The following is a 24,734-nucleotide window of genomic DNA, read 5'->3' as shown; positions in this document are numbered from 1 at the left end:
ATCAGAAAATGAAATTTAGTATTAAAAAAATCATGAAATTGGCTTTTGTGCTTTTAGCACTTTCAATTTCGAAACTTGCTTTAGCCCAAGATGGAACTATTTATCCTCTGGAAACCCCAAAGGAGCCCAATGCAATTCCCTTAGGGACAGGAGGCGTTGAAAATCAACCTGCTTCCGAAACTTGGTTTCGTCAGTGGGGCGATCCTATGGCACGAAATATTACCAAGGCTACACTTACACCATTTTTGCCAGAGCCAGGCAAAGCAAATGGTACCGCTGTGATAGTAGCCCCAGGTGGTGGTTTTAGTTGGTTGTCTTTGGGAAATGAGGGCTGGGAAGTAGCAGAAGCTCTTGCAAAACAAGGTGTTGCAGCGTTTGTTTTGAAATACAGACTTAACCCAACTCCTGAAAAACTTGAGGACTTCACAGCTTGGATGAACCGTCCACGAACTCCAGCCCCAGCCCCAGCCGATGGTTCAAAAGCAGCTACACCGCCACCAGCACGAAATCTTAATAATCAACTTCAAGATGCCGAAGCAGCTTACGCTATGATTATCAACAGAGCAAAAGAGTGGGGCGTGGACACCAAAAGAATTGGAATGATTGGTTTTTCTGCTGGTGCGGGACTTACCATGCATTCTACTTTACATTCAAAAACCATGAAATTGGCGTTTATTGGGCCAATATATGGCGGTATGGGACCAGTAGAAGTACCAAAAAATGCTCCGCCGATGTTTGCAGCCATAGCATCAGATGATTTCCTGTTTAGAGGTCAGTTCGGTGTTGTAGAGTCATGGTTTAAAGCTGGCATACCTGTCGAATTTCATCTTTACCAAAATGGCGGGCATGGTTTCGGCCTTGGGAATCCCAACCGCACAAGCAACAAATGGTTTGATGCCTTTACGCATTGGTTAGATGTTAATAAGTTTTTGGTGGCGAAATGAGATATTGATTTGAGTGAAAATTTGGCGGAACTTAGGAATAAGTTCCATTAAATTTGTACCGCTAAAATATCGAATTTTAAAATTGTATTAAACAAAATTCATAATATTTTAAATTCAAAATTAGGCCTTAAATAGCACTTCAAATTAGTGTAAAGAAATAGAAGAAATATACATTTTGGCATTAAAAACGAAAAGGTTAAAGGTTTTACACCTCTAACCTTTTATTCTTTTGGCTAAATAGCAATTACTTCTGCTGCTTCAAATACTCCAACGCACCTTCTAAAACTGTATCTCTACCTTTTTGAATATCCACGATTGTTGGCTTTATTTCTATGTCGGGTTTTATTCCAACACCAACAAACACTTTTCCATCAGGATATAAATCTCGTTTGGTACAAACTCTGCCCATTAGCCCGCCAGGTAACGAAAATGGCAAAGGTTGTCCTGTGCTTCCACCTGTGACTTCGCCAATCATTTTGCCTCTTTTCATGCTGTCAAAAATAACGGCAAAATCTTCAGCAGCAGAAAATGTTTGTGAACTAATTAACAATACAACGGGCTTTGTATATAGTTTTTTACCATTAGGCGACCAATCACTTACAGGCTCTTGTTGCCAAACAATTCCTTCTTCACTGCCCCATGCTCGATAGGTTGGCACATATTTTCGCACAAAATGTTGTCCTTGTTTTATGGGTTTATCAGTCAAACATTTAAGTATTGACACATCAGTACTTCCGCCACCATTTCTACGAATATCTAATATTAGAGCGGTTGTATTAGAAAGGCTATCAAAAATACTCATAAATTTTTCACGAGATTTACTCGTTTCAAATTCATTGATTGCTAAATAAGCTACATTATTAGGCAAGATTTTAAACTCAACTGATTCTGTTTTTTTGAGGACTCCATAGCCTTTTCGAGGAAGTTTCCGAGTAGATATTTTGCCATCAATACCTTTTAATTCGAGTTCGACTGTCTGCTCTCTATTTCCTCGTAATAGGCTATAAGTAAAGGTACGAAGCCTTAAATCTTGCTCAGTAGAACTACTCTGATATGGCATGAGCTTTTGGGCGTATTCTTTCACAGGAATCTTGTCAATACTCACTACTTCCATACCTACTTTGATTCCTGACTTTTGAAGACTATCGCTCAAAACACTTGTAATTAATACTTTACCTTCTACAAGTGTGGTGCGGATAGGTGGAGCAAAGTTTGTTAGGCTGCGTAAACTATCGGATGTAGACCAAACGTTAGTATGACTATCTTTCAATTCCGCACAAAATTTTTGCATTACTTGGTAATACTCTAAAGTGTTTTTAGTGTTTTGTATGAGGGGTATGTATTCTAAATAAAGTTTATCCCAGTCCAAGTCAGGTAGGTTTTCAAAATACGCAAAATTATACTTTGCTTCTGACCAAAATTTTGAAAGCCCTGCCAGTTTTTCGGCATCAGAAATATTATACTTATAAGGCGTATTTAAAGCAGTTCCATTAAAAACTCTATTAGATGCCTCGATTTTTTTGAAAAAAGGCAATAATTCTGGAGCATTTACAACACTTTCAAAAATAGTATCGTTTTTCATCCATTTAGCATAGGCACTTCCCGAGCTACCCGATAGATTTTTTTTCAGTAAAGCAATAGCACCATTTTGTTCCCCTTTTTTTATTTTAATGACCGCCATGTCAAAATTAATATCGCTCTCACGGCCGAAAAGGTACTTATCTGTTTTTGCCAATGCTTTCACATCTTGACTATGATAATAAGTAAGTGCATCTTGCAAAATTTTCTCGGCTTTTTTCAAACTATCCAGTGGAGGTTTGGCCCAATCTCCTAAAACTTTATCGGCTTTTGCACGTTCGCCTTGCAAATATTCATAGGCTTTCCCCGATGCTTCTGAAGTGTGTTGTGCCTTTATTTCTAAGAAGCTTGTGAATAGTAAAAGTAGAGTGATTACAGTTTTTTTCATGTTTAATGTGTTTGTTATGCAAGAATAGAACATTTATGGTTTAACTCAAAATAAAACGTTGCAGCAGATTTTTTATTTTGAGTTAAAAATACTTTCACTCCACCTTCAAACTCTTCACAGGATTCATCAAGGCCGCTCTGATGGCTTGCCAACCAACTGTGAGCAAGGCAATAGCGATGGTTGTGATGGCTGTAATTCCAAATATCCACCAGTTGAAGACTTCTCTGTATGGATAGTTTTCAAGCCATTTTTGACTGGCCAAATATGCCAAAGGAAATGAAATGATAAACGACAAACTCACCAATTTTAAGAAATCGGTAGAAAGCAATTTTACTATACTTGTCACCGAGGCTCCCATCACTTTTCTCACGCCTATTTCTTTCGTGCGTTTTTCAGCCGACAGTGTAGCCAAACCAAACAAGCCAATACAAGAAATAAAAATGGTTAAAATTGCTCCAAAAAGCATAATTTGTTTCCATTTTTGCTCGGATTCATAGGCTTTTTGGTTTTCTAAATCTTTAAATTTATATACAAAAGCATTCATCGGGAATAAATCTTTGAAAGTCTTTTCTATGAACACAATACTTGCCGTTTCTGTGTTGGGTTTTATTTTGATATTCAAAAATCCAAAACCTGTGCTTTGCATGACAAACATCTGCGGTTTGATTTCGGTGTTAAGTGATTGGTAATGATAGTCTTTTACAATACCAACTACCTGATATTTTCGGCCGCTGTTGATAGGGTAATCAACTATTTGCCCAAGCGGATTTTTCCAGTTGGCTTTTTTTACAAATGTTTCATTGACCAATACCGACTGAGTAGAATCGGTTGGAAAATCTTTTGAAAAATTTCGACCTCTAACAAGCGGGATTTTATACAATGGAAGGAATTCTTCATCTATAATTCCTAGTCCAAAATTGAGTTTTTGTCCACCATTTATTTTACCCAAATCTTCCCAGTTTTCGCCGTTCTTTGGAGCTAGTTGCAAAATATTAGGATTTTTAAGGAGCTGTTCTTTTAAAACTTCTGCATTTTGTTTGGTCAAATCCCATTTTTCAACCATTATGGTATTGCTGTCATCATAGCCTAAGTCTTTGTTGATGAGAAAGTTGAAATGAGAATAAAAACTAAACGAAAGGATGATAAGAAAAGAGGCCAAGGCGAATTGCAATATCACCAAAGACTTTTGCAAATAACTTTTGCCTGAAAACATCATTTGTCCATAAAGTGTCTTGACGGGACTATAGCCCGAAAGTACCATGGCAGGATAAAATCCGGCCAAAAAAGAAGTTACGACAAACACTAAGAAATATCCCAAAAGTAGTTGAGCATCAAAAAGATAAGAAATAGAAAGTGATTTGTTAGCCAATTGGTTGAAAGTTGGGAGAATCAATTGAACAACTAAAATAGCCAAGGTAAAAGCTATAAAACTAAGGAAGAAAGACTCTCCTAAAAACTGCCAAATTAATTGTTTTCGGCTACTTCCCACCACTTTTCTGACACCTATTTCTTTGGCTCTTTTCAGCGAACGAGCTACTGTAAGATTAACAAAATTGATACAAGCAATCAGCAAAATAAACAAAGTAATGGCCGATAAAATATAGCTGTAAGTGGGATTACTGGCTTCTAATAGTCCATATTGGGCTGGCAAATCGGTACTGAGGTGAATGTCTTGCAAACGTTGCAGATTAAATACCACCTTGTCTTTGATTTCATATTTTTCTAAAATGATTTTGTTGGCTTGTGCGGCATCTGATGCATTGATTTCTTTCATTTTTTTGACCACATTGGCAATGTTGGCCTTCGGATTTAATAAAACAAAAGTGTGGTACGAGAAATTGAACCACCATTCGGTAGCAGCAGTTTCTTCGGGATTTACGAATTTGGGCAACAGGAAATGAAATTTTATTGAACTGTTCTCAGGACATTTTTTAGTTACACCCGTTATCAAATATGGCGTAAATTGATTGTCGCTGCTGATTTCAAGGGTTTTCCCAACTACTTCAACTGAATTGAAAAATTTAAGGGCCATTTCTTCTGAAATTACCACCGACATAGGTTTTACAAGAGCCGTTTTAGGGTCTCCAGCCAGCATCGGAAAATCAAAAACTGAGAAGAAATTGCTATCGGTGTAGTTCATTTCGTACCCTTTGACTTCGCCTTTGGCTCTAATATCTCGAAAAACACTTGAATACCTAACAAACGCCTCGATTTCAGGTATTTTAGTTTTAAAAATAGGCCCTTGCAAATTACTCGACATTCCATCGCGATGCCCAATTGAACCATCGGGGTGATACCAATCACTTACGACACGATAAATATTCGGTGATTGAGTATGAAATCTGTCGTAACTTATCTCGTCTTTTACATATAGCAAAATCAAAATGGCCGCTGATAATCCTATAGACAAACCAACGATGTTGATAAGCGAATACACTTTGTTGTGCACAAGGCTTCTCCAGGCGATTTTGATGTAATTCTTTATCATAATTTTGTTAGTTTGCATAAAAATTATGATTGTGTTTGGTCAAAAAACAATCAATCCTCATGGGCATTTCTTGTACTTTTTATTGACGCTAAGCAAAACTTAGAGACAGTTTTTCATAATTTAATATTTAATATCCAATCCTATGCCAAAGTCATAACTCACTGATAATTAGTATTCAAAATATAATATAACAAAAAAAATGTCCAAAAATGGACATTTGCGGTACATCTTCGGACATTATAAAATGACTGTAAAATTCTATTTTACCAATTTCTTAATAGTCAGGTAGTCAAGAAAATATATCACCTTCAACGAAATGTTATTGTTTTGTTCAGACTGGAGCGTGTTTTGGAGGTTTTCCAAATATGCAACTTTGGCATTGTCAGAGCTATGAACTGTAGCATTTTTCCAAACCACATTCATGAAACTTCCCGGGGCAAATTGCCATGTGTAAACCATGTCAATATTAAAATAATTAACGTTTCTGTCGAGGTTTTGAGTTATATCGGTTCTTTTAGACAATAGTCCGTCTTCAATCAATTCGTAAAATTCCCTGTTGTTCACCACACTTGCATAATGCCTTGTTCTGAAAGTCAATCCCATTTTATTGGTAAAATTGTACTTGAGATTGAGCGTGTTCTCGATTGATTTCACTTTTCTAAGAGCAAAAATCGACTTGTCATCTATAATGGTCGTAAATCCTAAGCCCTTATTGTGAGAAGTAATGTGCATGCCATGACGGACAGAAAATTTAGAATTGAAACGATAGTTATGGCTGAAGCTAGTTTCTGAGAGATTAAGGTTATAAAAGTTGAAATATTTACGACCAAATATCTCCGCATATCCCGAGTATTTCTTAGCATTGTTGGTTTCAAACCAAGTGCCTACACCCAAACTATTGCCTCTTTTGAAAACTCTGCCAGCCACACGAGGTTCGTAAAAATCGTTGTGTGTAGGTTGAAAGTTTGAGAAAACACCAAACCAGAAAATCTTTTTGTGCTGGGCATTGAAGTTGAAATTGATTCTTGAATTCTGATATTTTGTATCTATATCGCCAATTTTTGAAAACAAATGGCTAGAGTTTAGATTCAGGTTGAAGTTCATGCGGTTATACCAGCCTTTGGGTTTTATGAAGCGATAACCTACATAGGCATAGTGATTTATGAAATTGTTATTGGTAAAATATCCCAAGTCATTGCTCGTGTACTTGGTGTCTGTTAATTCTTGCGAAGCTCTAAACTGAAACCTGCCGCTAGTTTTGCCAAAACCAAAATTATGACTATAGCCAGTAGAGTTATCTTTATCAGCACTCTTAAAATCTAAATGACTAATGGCTGTATTTCCTGAAAAATTATAATTGTTTTTCTTATCGTTTAGGCTAAAAAGAGCTGAACTTACATTGGCATTGTACTCATTACTTCCTCTCAAAACACTTGTATTGATAAAACTCACCGACGAATTGTGCTTGAGGTTTTGATCCAAAACAAAAATATTGTAATTGGTCGTTGGGTCGGTTTCGTACTTCCTTATTTCGCCAGATTCGTTGTTTTGAATGGTTGCAAATTGAGGCTTAGTGATGGCATTCAAAAGCCCGATTCCAAGCCCTTTACTGGTTCTGCCTGAAATTTTTGATGCATTTATCAACTTTGACTCTGAAGGATTTCTTAATACTTCTTCACCTGGTTTTACGGCGTCATAAGCATCGTAAAGGTTGATGGGTGTCCCACCAATTCTTCTTGAATAAAAGAGATTTCCCTTACTAAAGAGTTCGGTTCCTTCAGTAAAAAATTGCCTATTTTCGTTGAATTTCACTTCAAAAGGAGTCAGGTTTAGCACTTGATTATCGCTTTGCACTTGCCCAAAGTCTGGAATAAGTGTTGCGTCGAGTGTAAAAGCTTGGCTTAGGCCTAGCTTCATATCCATTCCACCAGACACTTGGCTTGTCCAGTTTTTTTGGTCGGCAACATCGGCCGGGAAGTGATTCTGATAAACCGAAAAATAGGGATAAAGCTGTAAACGAAGCGGGGGTTTTATGTCTGTTATACCTTTCCAAAGGCCTTCTTGTGTCAGAAATCCATTTTTGTTGGGGTCTATGGCAGACCAGGTGTTTTGAGTTTCAACTTTTCTACGTCTGCGAGTAATATTCAGCCCCCAGTCTTGTACTTTATCTTTACTAAAACGAATGGCAGAATATGGCAAGAAAATCTCGAAAGTCCAGCCTTTTTCATGAATCACTACTGCACTTTGCCAAACGGCGTTCCAAGCAAAGTCTTCACCACCATTGTTTGAGTTTTGATTCGAGGTCATTTTGGCATCCCATTGCTCGCCTAAGGGCGTAACGAAATATTCAAAACCATTGAGATTGTCGTGGTAAGTATCAAAAATAAGGCCGATGTAGTCGTTGGCACCGAAACCATCACGTCCTGAAAGTTCTCTAGATATAGAATCGGGAGTGCTTTCGAAACAAGTTCCGCCAAAATAAATACCCGCGTCGTCGTACATAATAAACGCCTCGGTACGAATTTCTGGTCTTTCTTTTCTGCCAATTACTGGGCGGAATTCGGTAAAATCATCTAATTTGGATGCGTCGCCCCAGGCTTGCTCATTGAGTTTTCCATCAATTGAAACCACCTTGTTGGTACGTTTGGCATCGATTACTTTGGGGATAATTTGAGCAAATGAGGCATAACTCACCTGCATTACTAAAAATAGTAAGCTTAACTTTTTCATAATAGTTTTTTCATAAAGTGATCTGGGCAATCAACAATCAATTTTGTACAATTCACTAAATAGGTCTACTAAAGGATTGTTAAAGGAAGGCTTTTAGCAAAATTCAGTAGACCTATAAAGGTGGTTAATGATACGTTTTTTTTAGGAACGTTGCACTTAGCGTATTAATTATTTAATTTTTCGGATATAGATATTTCCTTGCATGGTTTTCATCATAATCTCTGAACCTCCACCGTTTATTTTGCCGTAAGTCCAATCGTCTTTTTTGATTTTGTATAGACCATTTTCTTTGTCAATTGACTGATTTATTTTGGTAGGTGCTTTGTCTAAATCAATGTCAAAATCAGTAAATACCTCACCCATATCTGTTTTGAGTTTTACATTCGCTTTCAACGAGCTAGGAAACGTAACATCTACCTTGCCGTTGAGGGTTGTGAAGGCCATTGGTGTGTTAGGAGTAATCTCGGTAAAGTTCACCACAATGTCTTTATTGATGGTGTTGGCCACTACCGAACCACCCACGTTTTTCATCTTTATAAAGCCGTTTATGTTGCTTATTTCGAGGTTTCCAATTACATTTTCTACCGAAATATCACCATTGTTAATCGTGCTCACTTTGAGCGAAAACTTATGTGGTACTTTGATGGTGATGTTGATGTGCATATTTACATTATCTACACCCACATTCACCGTGTTATTTTTTTCTTTTGCTGTTAGCTCAAAACCATCATTTGAATTTATTTTTTTCATTCCTTCTGATTCTTGGCCATATTTTTTATTATTTTTTTCTACCGAAATGGCATCAATAATAACTTCTTTTCCTGCATAACCAATCACTTTTATGGAACCACTGATGATGCCAACATTTAGTTTTCCTTCTTTATTTGGGTCTGACAATGGAATAGTCAGTTGTTCTTTTTCTTGACTCTGAGCCAAAAAGGGTATTGCTACAAATAGCATTAGAACTGCGAATATTATCTTATTTATTTTCATTTTTTTGTTTGTTTTGCAAAGCAATTTGAAAAATTGCCTTACGATTTTTTGATATAAATATTTCCGTTGAAAGTCTCGAATTTAAGATTTTTACCGCCGCTTCCAATTCTTATGGCACTGCCTTTGTTGAGTTTGTGTACGGTACCTCCTTCATTTTCTTTGGTAGTTTTTGTGATTTTTGAAGGTAATTTTTCTATGTTTTCAAAGTCTGTATAAAACTCGCCATTAAAACTTTTGAAAGAACAATCTGCTGAGAGGTTATCTGGAAAAACCACTGTCAACTTGCCGTTCAGTGTATAATATTGTGAATTATCAGGTGGCAAAGCTACGTAATTGATGTTAACATCGCCATTGATGGTATGAATTTCATTAGCATTTTTTGCATTATTTACGGTGATTTTCCCATTGATATTGTTCACTTTCATAAACCCTTCTACATCATTCACCACTATATCACCATTATTTATAGTCGAGACAGACAGGTTCAGAGTTTTAGGTACTTTTATTGTAAAATTGAGATTGTGGTGATAATGAATTTTTCTCTGGTCATTGTTCCATCTGTTGGTTTTTGGGCGAGAGTCCCATGGCTCGGCAATGTAAACAATTACACTATCATCTTTTTGCTCAAACTCTAACCTGAATTCCCTCTTTCCTTGCTCCATAATCTCGTTTGTTTTACCGGAGATTGTTTTGTCAACTTCAATTAGTACTTTGTTTCCATCATAACCCTCCACTTTTATGTGGCCGTCGATGTTGTAAACAGCCAACACGCTATTGGGTAAAACGGTGAACTCTTTGTTTATTTTCTCTTGAAATTTGGTGTCTTGAGCACTTGAATTTGTGCATGAGATTACCAGTACCGATAATATCGGTATAATTAGCTTTTTCATAATTTTGTTTTGATTTTGTATTTTGAACCTTCTTATGACAGCACCAGAATCGTTTTCTCTATTTTACCTTTCACGGCATCATTGAGGTTTTCTTTTCTGAGCATCTCCTTAAATTGTTTGACAGAACGCTTCTCTTGTAGTTTCACCATCGCATCGGCCAATGCGACTTGCATCAAAGGTGAATCTTGTGTAAGAAGCGATTGTACCAAGCCCTCACGTACTTTGGGATTTTCTGCCAACTGAATCAAGGCTTCGAGTGTAACGAGGCGTACGTTCTCGTTTTGGTCGAAATTGAGCGTTGTCAGCAGTGCATCTACCACTTGGTCGTCAACATTATTTAGTTCTTGTGTGTAACTTACGGCTTTTAGTCGCTCAGTAGCAACAGGATTTTCGAGCATAGAGAGCATCATCATCTGCTTCATATCTTGTACTTCTGACGACAATCTTTTGACTTCATTGTGGTTGGCGGCAACTTCGGTGTTGGGTTTTCCAATAAAATATCCTGCACTGCTACTGATTACAATGAGTATCATGGCATAAGCCCAATTGTATGCTGGCTTATAAGCAAATAGCGATTTGAAACGTTCAACTATTGTTTGAAACAAACCTTCTTTTTTGGCTTCTTCTTCCGCCTTGAAAGTATCGAGCATGGCATGAAAACGAGTTTTCACATCTTTGCTTGGCTCAGGAACTGGCATTTTGCCCAATTGCACCCAAAGCGTTTTTTCAATATCATCAAATTGTTCGTCCATTTCTTTATATCAAATAATAAGGTGTTTCTAAACCAAAACCAACGGTTACACTTTATTGATTTTTAATTTGTTTCTTTTAAAAATATCTCCTTCAATTCTTTCATGGCTCTGTGCACTTTTACTTTGATGTTTCCTTCTGAAGTTTTAAGAATTTCGGCAATTTCTTGATACGATAATTCTTGAAAACGGCTCAAAATTAAAACTTCTCGGTGTTCAGGATTCAACTTTGCCAAAGCTTGGTGCAGAACTTCAGATTCTTGTTTTGTTTCGAGTTGAACATCTGCCGATGGCGTCGAAATTGTCCTTTCGCTCATCTGCGTAATGTCTGCCTCATATTGCACTTTGTTATTTTTCTTGGCGGCATCGTTCACAACATTTCTGGCCAAATGAAACATCCAAGTTCTGAACTCACCCTCACCCGAAAAAGTATGGCGGTATTTCAACATCCTGTAAAAAACCGTTTGTACCAAATCTTCACTGTGGGCCACCTGGCCCGTGGTGTGGTATAAAAACCCAAACAAAGGCCTATGATAACGCTCAAACAACAAGCCCATCTTGTCTAAATCACCAGCTTTTACTTTAAGCATGAGGCTATTGTCTGTTAATGCGTTCAATCGTTTTGTTTGTTGTTTTTAGGGTGATTTGAATGTGGAAACTCCACTTGATGAATAAGGTTACAATAAAAGTAGAATATTTTTAAAGAATTTAATTAACAATTCCCAATGCGTTCATAATCAATGAATTATATATTAGATAATTTTTCGAAATCCTATGTATTGACATATTGTATTTGTTGAAACTTGAAGATTTGAAAAGGAAGTGATGGCTTTTATAGTTTTCATTTTCACTCAGCCAGTGAAATTTCTATCGCTCCTTTTTTTCCGATTTCCCCATATTTTTCTGTAGCTGTTTTTGAAGATAATTGATTGAGATTATATTTTTTATCAGAAAGCTTAATGTTGGATCCAAGTTTTACAGATTTTCCATCAACTACCAAATAATAGACTTTTTCTAAAAAATTAGAAGAACCAGAACTAATAAAGCTGTTTTTGCCAAAATTTACCACTGACTTACCCTCAAAATAAAGGTTATTGTTTTCTGCTGACCAATTCAATTTTTCACCATAAAATGTACCTTCCAAATCGATATTGTTATTGACATTTACTTTGGTATTTGTATTGATGTTAACATTTGCATTGACATTTGCTTTTGTGTTGGCTTGGATACTTAATGAAACAACGGGTTTTGTTTCAATTTGAGGAGTAGTATTAGTCTCAATTTTTACCAGTTCTTGTCCCTTGATGGGTAGTGCTAAACTTGTGCTTGCTACCACAATAGCACTTAATGCTTTAAAATTTTTCATACTGTCTGCTTTTTTGTTTAAAAATTCATTTTCATCATCCATGATGGAATTTTTAGAAACAGTGGCAGTATTGTTTGTATTTATTTTTGGAAACTTACTTGCGTCTAAGCTTTTGCTATAATTTATCCTTCCAGTTTTTTCAGCAGGATTAGGGGCTTTTTGCCAAAATAATAAACTTAAAATGGCCATTCCAGCAACTCCAAAGCCCAAATAATTGCTAAAAAATAGATTTGGAGATTTAAATCTTGGCATTGAAGTTTGTAGGAGGTTTAAAGAATCAAGAGAGAAATCTCGGAGATTTTGGATTTCAAAATTTCTGAATTTTTTTCTACAAAAGCCATCAATGTTCCAAAAAAGGAGTAAAAAGGCAGATTTTTTCTTTTTGCCAGTCTTTAATTGCTCATTTAGCAACTCTTTTATTTTTTTTCGTGCCCTTGCCAAATGCGACTTCGAAGTGCCTTCACTTATTCCTAATTCCTTTCCGATTTGAGCATGTGTAAATTTATCAATCACATACATATTGAATACCAATTTGTGATGCTCAGGCAGTTGATTTATTGCTGCCAGAAGTTCGTCAACTGTAAAGTTTGGATTTTCATTAGACTGATTCTCCTCCTGAGTTTCCACTGTATTTGAGTCATTAAGTATCCAATCTTTTATGTATTTCCTTTTGTTTTGCTCTCGGAAGTATTGCATACAAACATTGACAACAATACGCCTTAGCCATGCCTCAAATGCTCCTTTTCCTTCAAAACTCGATACTTTTTCCAATGCAATCATAAACGCATCGTGGGCCAAGTCTTCAGCTATTTGTCTATCAGCTGTATAGCGATAGCTAACGCCAATCATTTTGTTGATGTTTTGTTTGTAGGCATTTTCCCAAAAAGATTTTGATGTTTCAATCAAATTTGAACTATCCATAATACTCATGATACAGATTATTCATTTGGTGGCAGTAAAATGTTTATTTTTTAATATAAAACATTTTTGTTGCAACTCCACTTTCAAAACTACTCCATTTTCAAGCTCTTCAAAGGGTTCATTAGTGCAGCTTTTATGGCTTGGTAACTTACTGTAAGTATGGAAACTAACATTGTAAAAACACCGGCAATAACAAAAATCCACCAAGAAATATGTACACTATAAGCAAAATCCTGTAGCCAGTTTTTCATGGCGAAATACGCAAGTGGAGAAGCAATACAAATGCTTATTAGTACCAACTTTAAAAAATCCATAGAGAGCATACCCACAATCGATGGTATGCTTGCACCTAATACTTTTCTGATGCCAATTTCTTTGATTCGTTGCTCTGTCATGTAAGTCACAAGACCCAGCAAACCTAAGCAAGCAATCAGAATAGTGAGAAAGGCAAAAATTAGAGCTACCTTCCCGATTCGCTGCTCGGCTCTATACATTTCGTCGAATGATTCATCCAAAAAACTATGAAGAAATGGGGTATCAGGGGCAGCTTTCTTCCATTTCGATTCCACTTGGCTTAGTAAATTTGGCATGTCTGTTGTATTCACTTTAAATGCCAATCCGTTTCTGTTTACACCCAATTTCATGCATAATGGACCAATATTTTCTCGCAAAGAAGAAAAGTGGAAGTTTTTCACAACACCCACAATGGTATAACTTATATTCATTTGTGAACCATCGCCATTGCTGGTATATACTTTTTTGCCAATTGGATCTGAATAGCCCAGTAACTTGGCCGTTGTTTCGTTGATAATCAGTCCACTCGAATCTGTGCCAAATTCTCTAGAAAAATTTCGGCCTTTGGCTATTTCCATACCCAATGTCGGAATGTAATTGTAATCAATCCTCCAAACTTGCATGCCAAAGCCATTGTCTTTGGTCATTACAGCTTCTTTTGAAAACGTGTTGTCGTTTCTTGAAGAATTAGAAACAGGCAGATAATTAGCACCTGTGGCACTTTTTACCCCTGCTAATTGAGTAATCTCATTTTTAAATGCCTCTTGGTTTTCTTTTAAAGCACCTATTCCTTCCAAAATCAAAACCTGATCTTTATTGAATCCAACGTTTTTGGTTTGGATATAATTGAGCTGTTGATAAACGATAATCGTTGAAATAATGAGGGTTAGAGACACCACAAATTGGAATGTGACCAATATACTTCGAAGATTGCTTTTGACAAAACCCGCATTGTGCTTGCCTTTCAAGGTTTCTATGGGCTGATAGGCCGATAAGAAAAATGCAGGGTAATAGCCAGCCAATATGCCCACCAAAAGAGGCAATAGTAATAAAATGGGTAAGAATTTGATGTTAAATAACGTAGAGAATGAAAATGATTTTGCCGAGAGCTCGTTGAAAGGTGGTATCAAAAAAGCAATCATCAGTAGAGCCAAAGCCATCGCTATATAGCTTGTCAGAGCTGATTCGGCTATAAATTGACTTATTAGCGTTCGCCTTTCTGTGCCTAAAACTTTCCTGATACCAACTTCTTTGGCACGATTGGCAGAGCGAGCTGTGCTGAGGTTCATGAAATTGATGCAGGCAATCAGCAATAGAAATACAGCCACAGCTCCAAATATATAGACATATTGTATGTCGCTCCCTTCCTCGATTTCAGACGACCTATCGGATTTTAAATGAATGTCTGTCATTGGGAAAAGGCTATATTCGAGCTTATTACCTGTTTTTTTGAATTCATCCAGATTTTTAATATCCATAAGTTGGCCTAATTTGGGCAACATATATTTGGCAATCACTTGATCAAAGTTCTTGTTAAATATCTTGTAATCAACACCTTCTTTCAGCCTGATGTAGGTAGAAAAATTGTGGCTAGTGAAATTTCCCCAATCGTAATTTACATTATCCATTGAGCAGATAAAATCGAAATTGAAATGAGAATTGGAGGGCATGTCTTCATAAACCGCCGTAATATTATAAATGGTTTTGTTGGTTAGGCCAATTTCGAGTGTTTTCCCTAACGCATCAGTGGCTGGAAAGTACTTTTGAGCAGTAGATTTGCTAATAGCCACAGTATTGGGAGCGTCCAATGCTGTTTTCGGGTTTCCTTCTAAAACAGGTATCGAAAACATATCAAAAAAAGTAGAGTCGGCATGTGCAATTTTTTCTTCGCTGATAAATTCAGTGCCTTTTTTGATGAAATTGCTGCCGTAATTGGTGTAAATCCTAGTAAACTGCTCTACTTGAGGATAATCCTTTTTGAGTACAGCACCCATAGGGTCAGCACTCTGTGACATTTTCATATCGTTTCCACCAAAACGAATATCAGAATTGATACGATAGATTCTATCAGCATTCTCATAGAAACGATCGTAACTGAGTTCGTCTATTACATAAAGTGAAATCAATAAAAAACAGCAAAGCCCAACAGCCAAACCAAAAATATTGATAAAGCTAAACGTTTTGTTTTTTAGGAGATTTCTCCATGCGATTTTAATGTAATTCTTTATCATGTTAGCCCCCTAACTCCCCAAATGGGAGAACACCGAGGTTGGCGTTTAAAAATTTTATCCCCGAAAATTTAGGCTTTCAAAAGCTCCCATCGGGGGTTTGGGGGCTACTCCGTTTTCAAACTCTTAACCGGATTCATCAATGCTGCCTGAATACTTCGGTAACTAATCGTTAAGAAGGCAATTAAGACAGTTACTAAACCAGCAACCACAAAAACCCACCATTGTAGTTCAGTACGATATTCAAAGTCTTGAAGCCAATTCTGCATTACATAATAACCTAATGGAAAGGCAATTAAGAATGAAACTGCTATTAACTTTAAGAAATCTTTTGAAAGCAAACCAACTATTTGTGGGACTGATGAACCCAGTACTTTCCGGATTCCAATTTCTTTGAATCGTTGCTCGGTAGTGAAAGTTACCAGACCGAACAAGCCCAAACAAGCCACAAAAATGGTTAGAATAGCAAAAATCCTAAGAATGGAATTCATATTAGCTTCCTTTTGGTAGGTTTCGTTATACAACTGATCTAAATATGCGTAGTTGAAAGGCTCACCAGTACCGTAAGAAGTCCATTTGCTTTTCATAGTACTTATCAAATCAGCAGAATTTTCTGAATTTACCTTGATAATCAATCCGTAATATGGATTATAACGCATAATCAAAGGGTCAATTTTTTCGTGCAAAGACCGTGCATGAAAATCCTTTACGAGTCCAACTATGGTCAGAATTTCATTCGGTTTGTCTGCACCAACTGATTCCAAAACAGTCTGCCCAATTGGGTTGGCTTTTAAACCGAATGCCTTAATGGCCGATTCGTTGATGATAATATTGTTTTTTTCCATTCCCGTTTGTTTGGAGAAATTTCTACCCGCCAACAATTTCATGCCTAGTGTAGGAATGTACTCTTCATCGATATTGAAGTTTTTGGCACGAATTCTTTGCAAGGGATCGTTCAAAGGAGACACAACGGTTGAGAAATTATCTGAAGGCCCAGCGGGTAGAAATGCCGACGTGGAAATATTCTTTACTCGGCTGTCTTTTTTTAATTCATCGCGAAAAGCCTCAAAATTTTTGCCCAAAAGTCCAGCTTGTCGGATAACTATCAACTGTTTTCTATCATAGCCAATGTCCTTGTTTTTAATGTATTGCATTTGTTGCCCAACCACCAAAGTGCCAATGATTAATGTAGCCGAAATAGCAAATTGAAATACAACCAAACCACTCCGAATACCTTTGGTATTTCCAGTAGAAAATCTATTTTTTAATGCCTGCAAAGGTTTAAAACCCGACATAAAAAAGGCAGGATAGGCACCCGCTATGATGCTTATTATTAATGTAAGTAGTGAAATGACACCCAAAATTTCAGGATTCAAGAGGTCTTGGATGGAATAAGTTTTGCCAGATATTTGGTTGAAAAATGTAATAGCAAAGAAAAATATCAGAGCAGCTAAAAACATGGCCACCAAAGTAGCAATAAAGGCTTCTGTCAAAAACTGAAAGATTAATTGGCTTTTTTCTGAACCCAAAACCTTTCGCATTCCTATTTCTTTTACTCTTTTTGAAGCACTTGCAGTGGACAAATTCATGAAATTTATACAGGCTATAAAGAGCATAAAAAGAGCAATGGCAGAGAAAATATACACTGTTTTGATGTCGCCAGGTTGTTCGAGTTCAAATTTATAATCAGAATAAAGATGAATATCCGTAAGTGGCAAAAGTCTAAAACCCACTTTATTGCCTTTGTCCAAAAACTCCTTAAATGTCATTCCCATTCCAGATTTTATCTGAGAACTCATGTATTTTTCAGGAATCAACTTCATTTTGGTTTCCAATTGTGCCAAATCAGCTTTTTCTGAAAGCAAAAGGTAAGTATGATAGTTGCCGTTTAACCAACTCGGACTGAGTCCATCGGGGTTACCAGCCATTGAAGTCAAAATATCAAAATGAAAATGGGCATTGGACGGAATTTCTTCTATAATACCAGTAACTGAATAAAAGCCACTTAAATCCACATAACCAGCTTGAGAATAAACTCCTTGGTCTTTGATTTCAATGGTTTTGTTGATAGGGTCGTCATTTCCAAAATAGGCTTGAGCTTGTTTTTGCGTTAAAACCACCGTTTGGGGGCTATTCAAAGCATTTTTGGCATTTCCTTTTATAAATTTTATAGAGAAAACATCAAAAAAAGTTGAATCCACCATAGCGGATTTTCCACTTCTAAAGGTTTGGTTTTTGTAAATAACCTTAGCGATGTCTGCAGTCTTGAGCAATCTCGTGGTGGCCAAAACTTCAGGAAATTCATTCTTAAAAGTCTGAGCCACAGGAGCCATAACACTCGACTCATCTATAAGTTCATCGCCCATTTTAGCACTTAAATTTACCCTAACTATACGTTTGGCGTTCTCGTTGAACCTATCATAAGAAAGTTCGTCAATCACAAAAAGTGAAATAACCAAACAGGTAGCTATGCCCAATGCCAATCCAATGACATTTATCGCAAACATCATTTTGCTTTTTTGGATGCTTCGCCAAGCGATTTTGAAATAGTTTCGTATCATTTTAGCCCCCTAGCCCCCAGTGGGGGAATACGCCTGGGGTCTGCGTTGTTTAGCCCCCTAGCCCCCAGTGGGGGAATAAGAGGATTGTTGTTAATTTTTCTGCACTATCTCAACTCCCCCTTTGGGGGTTGGGGGGCTATTCCGACTTCAAACTCTTCACAGGATTTACTAATGCTGCTCTAATAGCCTGGTAACTCACAGATAACAAGGTGATTGCAGTTGCAAAAAGCCCTGAAATAACAAAGTATTCCCACGTGATGTCTATCCTGTGCACAAAGCTTTGGAGCCATTGTTTTGAAAAATAATAGGCTAATGGTAAACTAATTAGAGTAGCAATAAGTACCAAAATTAGAAAATCTTTCGACATCAGGTGCAATATATTGGCCAACCCTGCACCCATCACTTTTCTGATGCCAATTTCTTTTTTACGTTGCTCAGCGTAGAATGCAGCCATGCCCAACAAACCCAAACAAGCAATGAAAATGGCTATTCCAGATGCCGTTTTATAAATTAAGCCCTGTTGAGTTTCTGCTTTGTAATAATTGGCTATGTTTTCTTCATAAAATTTGCCGCTGAAAGGATATTCTGGAAAAACAGCATCATGAGCAGCTTTAATTTGAGCCAACGTAGCTTGCAAATTTCCTGAGGTTATTTTCACGGCATTGTTCCAAAAATATTTTTTCACAGGAAAAATTATCACGGGATTGTTTTCTTCTTTGGCACTAGCTGTTTGAAAGTCTTTAACTACACCCACTATGGTATTCCATTCTTGGCCTCCCATTTTTATCTGCTTGCCAATTGCTTCTTCGGGCTTTATGTTGCCCAGTTTTTTGAGCATGGTTTCGTTTACCACATATTTTGGAATACTGTCAGTGTTTTCATAAGGTTTACCTGCCAATATTTTGAGCCCGAAAGTTTCGAAATATTGGGCGTCTGCAATTTTTGCACTAATGTTAAATTTCTCGTCTTCAGCACGGTGATCAAAGGCGAAGTTAGACTGCCAATTGTTTCCTGATGAGGGTGCGTCGCTGTTGAAACTCATAGTGCTTACTCCTGGAATAGCTTCTATTTTACTTCTGAGAGTGGCATTCCTACTTCTTAGCTCGGGATCTACTGAAAAAATCAGGACGCCTTCTTTTACATAACCCATGTCTTTGCTGTCTAGCATTTTGAGTTGCGACACATTGATGAGCGTAGAAAATACCAAGAAAATAGCTATTGCAAACTGAAATACAATCAATGCTTTTCTGAGGGAAAGTCCCTGTCTCCAGTTGGCTTTCTTTGTACTTCTGAATGCTTCAAGTGGTGAAAAATTAGACATTACCACAGCTGGATACAGACCTGAAAACAAAGTAACTAACAACAGTATAAGTCCTAAAAATGGAAGCAATAGCTTGTTTGAAAAAATGCTATAAGCCTCAGGGAGGTCGAATAATGCACTGAGCCAAGGCTTACCTAGAATACTTACCAACAAGCCTAGGACAACTGATAATAAGCACACTATGAAAGTTTCCGACAAGAATTGCCCTGCTAGCTGAGACCTATGCGAACCCAACGTTTTTCTTACTCCCACCTCTTTTATGCGTTTACCGATAATGGCCGTGGCAATATTTATAAAGTTAAAACAGGCCATCAGCACAATCAAAATGCCAATCAGTCCGATACCTTTAAGTTTTTTAGATGATACCACTTTGTCTTTGAAATTGCTCACTCGTTCATCAAAATAAACTTGGCTCAAACTGCCCAAAAAATGCTCCTTCACATCATTGGCACCATCATTTTTATATTTTTCTTTCGCAAATTTGCTAAGAATTACGTTTGCTTTTGCTTCTGATTGATTTGCTGCTAGTTTAAGAAATAGGTGATCATTGCTACTGGTCGTACCCCAGTCATCAAATTTTCCAAAGCCCCATTTTTCAGGATTTTTACGTTTACTTTCATACGAAAATACCATTGAAGTATTGAAATCAGTGTTCAATGGAGCATCTTTTATGACACCTACCACTTGTATCAGTTCTGTACCATTTACTTTTATATTTTTTCCAACAGCTTTCTGAACATCGCCAAAATATTTTTTTGCAAAAGTTTCAGATAGAGCTACTACATTGGGCTCCGCTAACGAATTTGGATTGCCTATTAACCAAGGAAAATTAAAAACCTCAAAAAAAGATGGATCTGTCACAAGTCCCTGATTATCTTCATTGTATTTAGCTCCACTTAAATCGGAGCCATTATTCATGACCGTTACAACTGGTTCTACCATTCCATGAATGGGTACATATTGACCCAATTCAGGATGTTCGCTTGTTAATGTTTTTTGAAAAGCCAAAGGTGAACCTGGGGTATACTCTACCTCACCATTTTTGAGGGTACTTTTTCTTAAAACCCTGAATATTTTCTCTGGCTCTTTATGAAAATTGTCGTAGCTATATTCGAAACTTAAATAGCTAAATATTAATATTGATGATGCAATTCCTAAACCCAACCCAGCTATGTTTATCAAGTTGTAGCCTTTGTTTTTCAATAGGCTTCGAAATGCGATTTTGAAATAGTTCTTTATCATAATTTGGTCTTTTAAGTCTTGAGTGATTATGCTTTTTAGAGTAGAAATTAAGATTTTGAAGTATTCTTCATCGGCCTTTGTTCTCTACCAAGTTTTTTGTCGTTTTTCAGGCTGTTTTCGGGTAAAATAATCGTAGTGCCATATTGGTTAGATTTAAACTGGGCATTTTGTAATTGGAGATTCTTCATCACAAATCCTTCTTTTGATATGTGAATGACAGCCAAGTCTTCGACATTGAAAACCAAGGTATCTGAAGATTTTGAAATGAATTTCAGAATGTTGTTTTCAAGACTAATAACCTCGCCTTGTTCGTAGGTCCCATCCGATTTTTTGATAAAATCCTGGCAGTAAACTTGTCCAAAAACAAGCAGAAATGTAAGTGTTAATAGCTTTTTCATAATTTGTTTTTTAGCTTTTAAGTAATGTTTCTTGGCTTATCATGGTTCATTCAATCCATTTAGTTCCAAAGTAAAGAGCTTATAATTAATGGCTAAAAGCTCTTGGTTTACACATGGAAATTCTCGGTCACGATTTTGCCGTCAAAAAGATTCACTTTTCTATGAGCAAAACTGGCATCGTAAGGTGAGTGCGTTACCATGGCTATCGTAGTGCCTTCGGCATTGAGTTCCATCAGCAGTTTCATTACTTCCTCACCGTTCGTTGAGTCCAAGTTGCCTGTAGGCTCATCGGCCAATATCAATTTCGGCTTGGCTACAACTGCTCTTGCAATGGCCACACGTTGCTGTTGTCCTCCTGACAATTGCTGCGGAAAGTGATTGCGGCGGTGCATCATGTTCATACGAGTCAGGGCGTTTTCTACCAAAGTTTTACGTTCGTCGGTAGGCGTTTTTAGATACAAAAGAGGCAACTCTACGTTTTCAAAAACAGTCAACTCATCAATCAGGTTGAAGCTCTGAAACACAAAGCCAATATTGCCTTTTCTTAAGTTTGCACGCTCTCTTTCGGTCATTTTGGCCACTTCGTTTCCATGAAAATCATAGCTTCCTTCCGACGGGTTGTCGAGCAAACCGATTATGTTTAACAACGTGGATTTACCACAGCCCGATGGACCCATGATGGCCACGAATTCGCCATCTTTGATTTCTAAATCAATGCCATTTAAGGCTGTAGTTTCAATTTCTTCGGTACTAAATACCTTCTTAAGATTTGTCGTTTTGAGCATATTGTTAGCTTTTAGTTTGTAGCGTATAGCTTTTAGCTTTTTTCAGGAAGCTTGCTATATTTGCTATTATAATATAAATCTATTCTTTATGAAAAATTTTAAAAATCTATCTGTTTGGGAAAAATCCCATCAACTAACTTTGAAGGTCTATAAACACACGGTTAGTTTCCCTTCAAATGAACTTTATGGACTAACCAGCCAAATTCGTCGTTCCGCTGTTTCTATCCCTTCAAATATTGCCGAAGGAAGTGGTCGAAATACAGACCCAGAATTAGCAAGGTTTTTAACCATTGCACATGGCTCAGCTTCAGAACTGTCTTATCAATTGTTTCTTTCTTTTGAACTAGGTTATTTTTCTATTGAAACCTATAATAATTTAGAGTCTTCAGTAACTGAGGTCTTGAAAATGTTAAATTCATTTATCCAAAAACTAAGTAAATAACCCAAAAATAGGAGCTAATAGCTATTCGCTAAAAGCTATTAGCTCTTCTAAAACACCAACACTTCCTTCTCTCCAAAATTCTCATAACCACTTGTTATCACCTTTTCGCCAGATTTTAAGCCACTTAAGACTTCGAAAAACTCCGGATTTTTACGTCCCAAAGAAATATTTCTTTTAACAGCTTTTTTGCCAGAAGCATCTACTACATAAATCCAGTTGCCGCCAGTGTCAGAGAAAAATCCGCCTACAGGTATCAACACCGCTTTTTCAGCTTTTCCGAGTTCCAATCTCACTGGCGAAGATTGCCCACGTCTGATTCCGTCAGGCGAATTTCCAGTGAAAGTCATATCTACAGCGAAACGACCGTTTTTTACCTCAGGATATACCTTTATGATTTCTATTTCGTGCGACTTTCCGTTGAATTCAAAAGAACCACTCAGCCCAGGAAAAATCCTCGAAATGTAATGCTCGTCAATGTCAGAACGCATTTTGAAGCCATCCAGATCATCAATCTGCCCGATATTTTGTCCTTGACTGATGTTGGAACCAACTTCTACATCGATAGAAGAAAGCAAGCCCGAAACCGGAGCTTTAACTACCAGATTTTCAAGCGTTTCACGCCAGAGTTCAACGTTTCTTTGTGTTCTTTGAAGCGTACCTTCCAGCTGTTTTATTTGCAGATTCGAATTTTCTTCTTGATATTTTTGAGATTCTACCTCAATATTTCTTTGGTTTACTTGTCTTTCATATTCTCTCTTAGATTTTTGAAATTCAGCCTCAGAAATTACATTGTCCTTGATCAATTTCTTGTTTCTTTCAAAAGCATCTTTGGCTTGATCTATCTGAAAATCCAACTCAGCCAGTGTTTTACGCAAGGTAAATTTCTCTACTCTCAGTCTCTGGCGTGTGTTTTGAAGATCGTTTACCAACCTGTTAGCCTCGGTTTCTGATTGCAGAAAATTCAGTTTCAGCTGTTGATTTTCAAGTCTCAAAATAATATCTCCTCTTCCTACTTTGGTGCCACCTTCAACCAATTTTTGGGTTACATATCCACCAACTATGGCATCTAACCTAATGGTTTTTAGTGGCTGCACTGCACCCTGAACAATTATGAATTCATCAAAATTTCCTTCTTTTACATCACTGATGGTTATCTTTTCAGCATCCACATTTAGTTTCGATCTTTTATCAGAAAAGAAAGTCAAATATATGATAAATGCAGCTAAAGCCACACCCAATCCAGTAAGAGTAATTTTCTGTTTTGTCCAGAATTTTTTAGGTTTTATTACGTCCATTATTATTTGTTATTTCAATACACATATTAATATTCCTATTTCGTGCCAAAAATATAAAATACTGATAACGTGTATTTTATAATATAAATACCAGATTTATTTGTCCATTTTCGGACGTTGATTGTCCGTTTGCGTTTTTATGGAAAATATACATAAATGATTGAAAATGCAAACCGCAAAGAAGTAGAATCCAATCAAACATTATTAAAAACAAAGACCACAGAGCGGTCATATTATATTAGATATTAGAATTTTGAAATTAGGGCCATTCTTAAAACGACCAAATAGAAGCAAAATGAATCATGTTCTATCGAAATTTGGAGACCGCAGAGCGGTCCTAGTATATTAGATGGTCGATATTGGAGTTTAGATGTTAGTTTCAACGACCTCAGAGAGGTTGAACATTTCCCACAATTTGCATTATTGTATATGATTTTAACACCACAAATTATTTTCATTGATATGATTATAACATATTTAAAATAAAAAATTAATTTTAACTGAATTTCTAATCTAACACTACAAAATGGCAAACACCTATAAACGAATCCTTCTACACATAGTTTTCGCTGTTAAAAGACGAGAAGCATTGCTTCAAAAAGAATGGCGAGGACGTTTATTCGAATACATTGCAGGAATTATAAATGAAAGAAAACACTATTCTTATGCTGTAAATGGCCATTTTGACCATATTCATATTTTCTTAGACTACAAAGGCCATGAGTTGATTGAGGATTTGGTTCGGGAAATTAAAAAATCATCAAATACTTTTATTAACAACGAAAATTTGAGTCCAAAGAAATTTGAGTGGCAGTCTGGCTATGGCGTTTTTTCGCATGGATATAGTGATCGAGATACGGTTATTAAATACGTTATGAATCAAGAAAATCACCACAAAAAGAAGACATTTCGTGAAGAATATTTCGATTTTTTGAAGAAAAACGAAATAGAATTTAAAGATGAATATATTTTTGAGTTTTTTGATGATTAGGACCATTTTAGTGAGTTTATTGATTAGTAAGAAATTATCAAAAAACGGTATTTTCCGACCTCAGCGAGGTCGCAGTATATTAGAAAATTGGAATTTTGAAATTATCCCAAAACGGTGTTTCCCGACCTCA

Annotated in this window: 17 protein-coding genes; 3 read left to right on the top strand and 14 right to left on the bottom strand. The window is 36.7% G+C overall.

The window, feature by feature from the left end:
* The first annotated feature begins 32 nt into the window (after positions 1–32).
* Complete coding sequence (locus EGI26_RS02465; RefSeq protein ID WP_409035350.1) at positions 33–944, top strand: alpha/beta hydrolase; 912 nt, start codon at positions 33–35, stop codon at positions 942–944.
* 244 nt (positions 945–1,188) lie between these two features.
* Here EGI26_RS02465 and EGI26_RS02460 read toward each other — a convergent pair whose 3' ends face one another.
* The 13 genes from EGI26_RS02460 to EGI26_RS02400 all read right to left on the bottom strand — a co-directional run bounded on the left by EGI26_RS02460 (position 1,189) and on the right by EGI26_RS02400 (position 21,876).
* Positions 1,189–2,910 carry a S41 family peptidase gene (locus tag EGI26_RS02460; RefSeq protein WP_255076119.1) on the bottom strand — a complete coding sequence of 574 codons (1,722 nt, stop codon included), beginning with the start codon at positions 2,908–2,910 and terminating at the stop codon, positions 1,189–1,191.
* Between the two features lie 94 nt (positions 2,911–3,004).
* Positions 3,005–5,398, bottom strand: a complete 2,394-nt coding sequence (locus EGI26_RS02455) for an ABC transporter permease (RefSeq protein ID WP_255076118.1) — start codon at positions 5,396–5,398, stop codon at positions 3,005–3,007.
* A gap of 258 nt (positions 5,399–5,656) precedes the next feature.
* Entirely contained in the window at positions 5,657–8,128 is a 2,472-nt protein-coding gene (locus tag EGI26_RS02450; protein ID WP_255076116.1) for a DUF5916 domain-containing protein, read from the bottom strand.
* A gap of 168 nt (positions 8,129–8,296) precedes the next feature.
* Positions 8,297–9,121: a DUF4097 domain-containing protein gene (locus EGI26_RS02445; protein ID WP_255076115.1), complete on the bottom strand. Its 825-nt coding sequence runs from the start codon at positions 9,119–9,121 to the stop codon at positions 8,297–8,299.
* A gap of 38 nt (positions 9,122–9,159) precedes the next feature.
* Positions 9,160–10,011, bottom strand: a complete 852-nt coding sequence (locus EGI26_RS02440; protein WP_255076114.1) for a hypothetical protein — start codon at positions 10,009–10,011, stop codon at positions 9,160–9,162.
* 32 nt (positions 10,012–10,043) lie between these two features.
* A complete protein-coding gene (locus EGI26_RS02435) occupies positions 10,044–10,763 on the bottom strand; it encodes a HEAT repeat domain-containing protein (RefSeq protein ID WP_255076113.1) in 720 nt (239 codons plus the stop codon).
* A 62-nt stretch (positions 10,764–10,825) separates the two neighbouring features.
* Positions 10,826–11,350 (bottom strand): RNA polymerase sigma factor, encoded by a 525-nt coding sequence (locus EGI26_RS02430; protein WP_255076193.1) that lies wholly within the window; start codon positions 11,348–11,350, stop codon positions 10,826–10,828.
* A 257-nt stretch (positions 11,351–11,607) separates the two neighbouring features.
* Positions 11,608–13,047 carry an RNA polymerase sigma factor gene (locus tag EGI26_RS02425; protein ID WP_255076111.1) on the bottom strand — a complete coding sequence of 480 codons (1,440 nt, stop codon included), beginning with the start codon at positions 13,045–13,047 and terminating at the stop codon, positions 11,608–11,610.
* A gap of 89 nt (positions 13,048–13,136) precedes the next feature.
* Positions 13,137–15,572: an ABC transporter permease gene (locus tag EGI26_RS02420; protein ID WP_255076110.1), complete on the bottom strand. Its 2,436-nt coding sequence runs from the start codon at positions 15,570–15,572 to the stop codon at positions 13,137–13,139.
* A 104-nt stretch (positions 15,573–15,676) separates the two neighbouring features.
* Positions 15,677–18,130, bottom strand: coding sequence for an ABC transporter permease (locus EGI26_RS02415; protein ID WP_255076109.1), 2,454 nt, complete (start codon positions 18,128–18,130; stop codon positions 15,677–15,679).
* 136 nt (positions 18,131–18,266) lie between these two features.
* A complete protein-coding gene (locus EGI26_RS02410) occupies positions 18,267–20,693 on the bottom strand; it encodes an ABC transporter permease (protein WP_255076108.1) in 2,427 nt (808 codons plus the stop codon).
* 47 nt (positions 20,694–20,740) lie between these two features.
* Complete coding sequence (locus EGI26_RS02405; protein WP_255076107.1) at positions 20,741–21,091, bottom strand: hypothetical protein; 351 nt, start codon at positions 21,089–21,091, stop codon at positions 20,741–20,743.
* A gap of 107 nt (positions 21,092–21,198) precedes the next feature.
* The gene (locus EGI26_RS02400) at positions 21,199–21,876 is read right to left on the bottom strand and encodes an ABC transporter ATP-binding protein (RefSeq protein WP_255076105.1); all 678 of its coding nucleotides are present in this window, start codon (positions 21,874–21,876) and stop codon (positions 21,199–21,201) included.
* An 88-nt stretch (positions 21,877–21,964) separates the two neighbouring features.
* On the opposite strand from EGI26_RS02400, the gene EGI26_RS02395 reads away from it, so the two are divergent.
* Positions 21,965–22,318: a four helix bundle protein gene (locus EGI26_RS02395; RefSeq protein WP_255076104.1), complete on the top strand. Its 354-nt coding sequence runs from the start codon at positions 21,965–21,967 to the stop codon at positions 22,316–22,318.
* 47 nt (positions 22,319–22,365) lie between these two features.
* On the opposite strand, the gene EGI26_RS02390 is transcribed toward EGI26_RS02395, so the two are convergent.
* Positions 22,366–23,613 carry an efflux RND transporter periplasmic adaptor subunit gene (locus EGI26_RS02390; protein WP_255076103.1) on the bottom strand — a complete coding sequence of 416 codons (1,248 nt, stop codon included), beginning with the start codon at positions 23,611–23,613 and terminating at the stop codon, positions 22,366–22,368.
* Between the two features lie 526 nt (positions 23,614–24,139).
* Here EGI26_RS02390 and tnpA point away from each other — a divergent pair.
* Positions 24,140–24,604 carry an IS200/IS605 family transposase gene (tnpA, locus tag EGI26_RS02385; protein ID WP_255076102.1) on the top strand — a complete coding sequence of 155 codons (465 nt, stop codon included), beginning with the start codon at positions 24,140–24,142 and terminating at the stop codon, positions 24,602–24,604.
* Positions 24,605–24,734: the final 130 nt, after the last annotated feature.

Source organism: Lacihabitans sp. CCS-44 (assembly GCF_024343735.1).
Classification (GTDB): Bacteria; Bacteroidota; Bacteroidia; order Cytophagales; family Spirosomataceae; genus Leadbetterella.
Note: the sequence above shows the minus strand (reverse complement) of the source record. Positions and strands in the feature narration are given on the sequence as shown.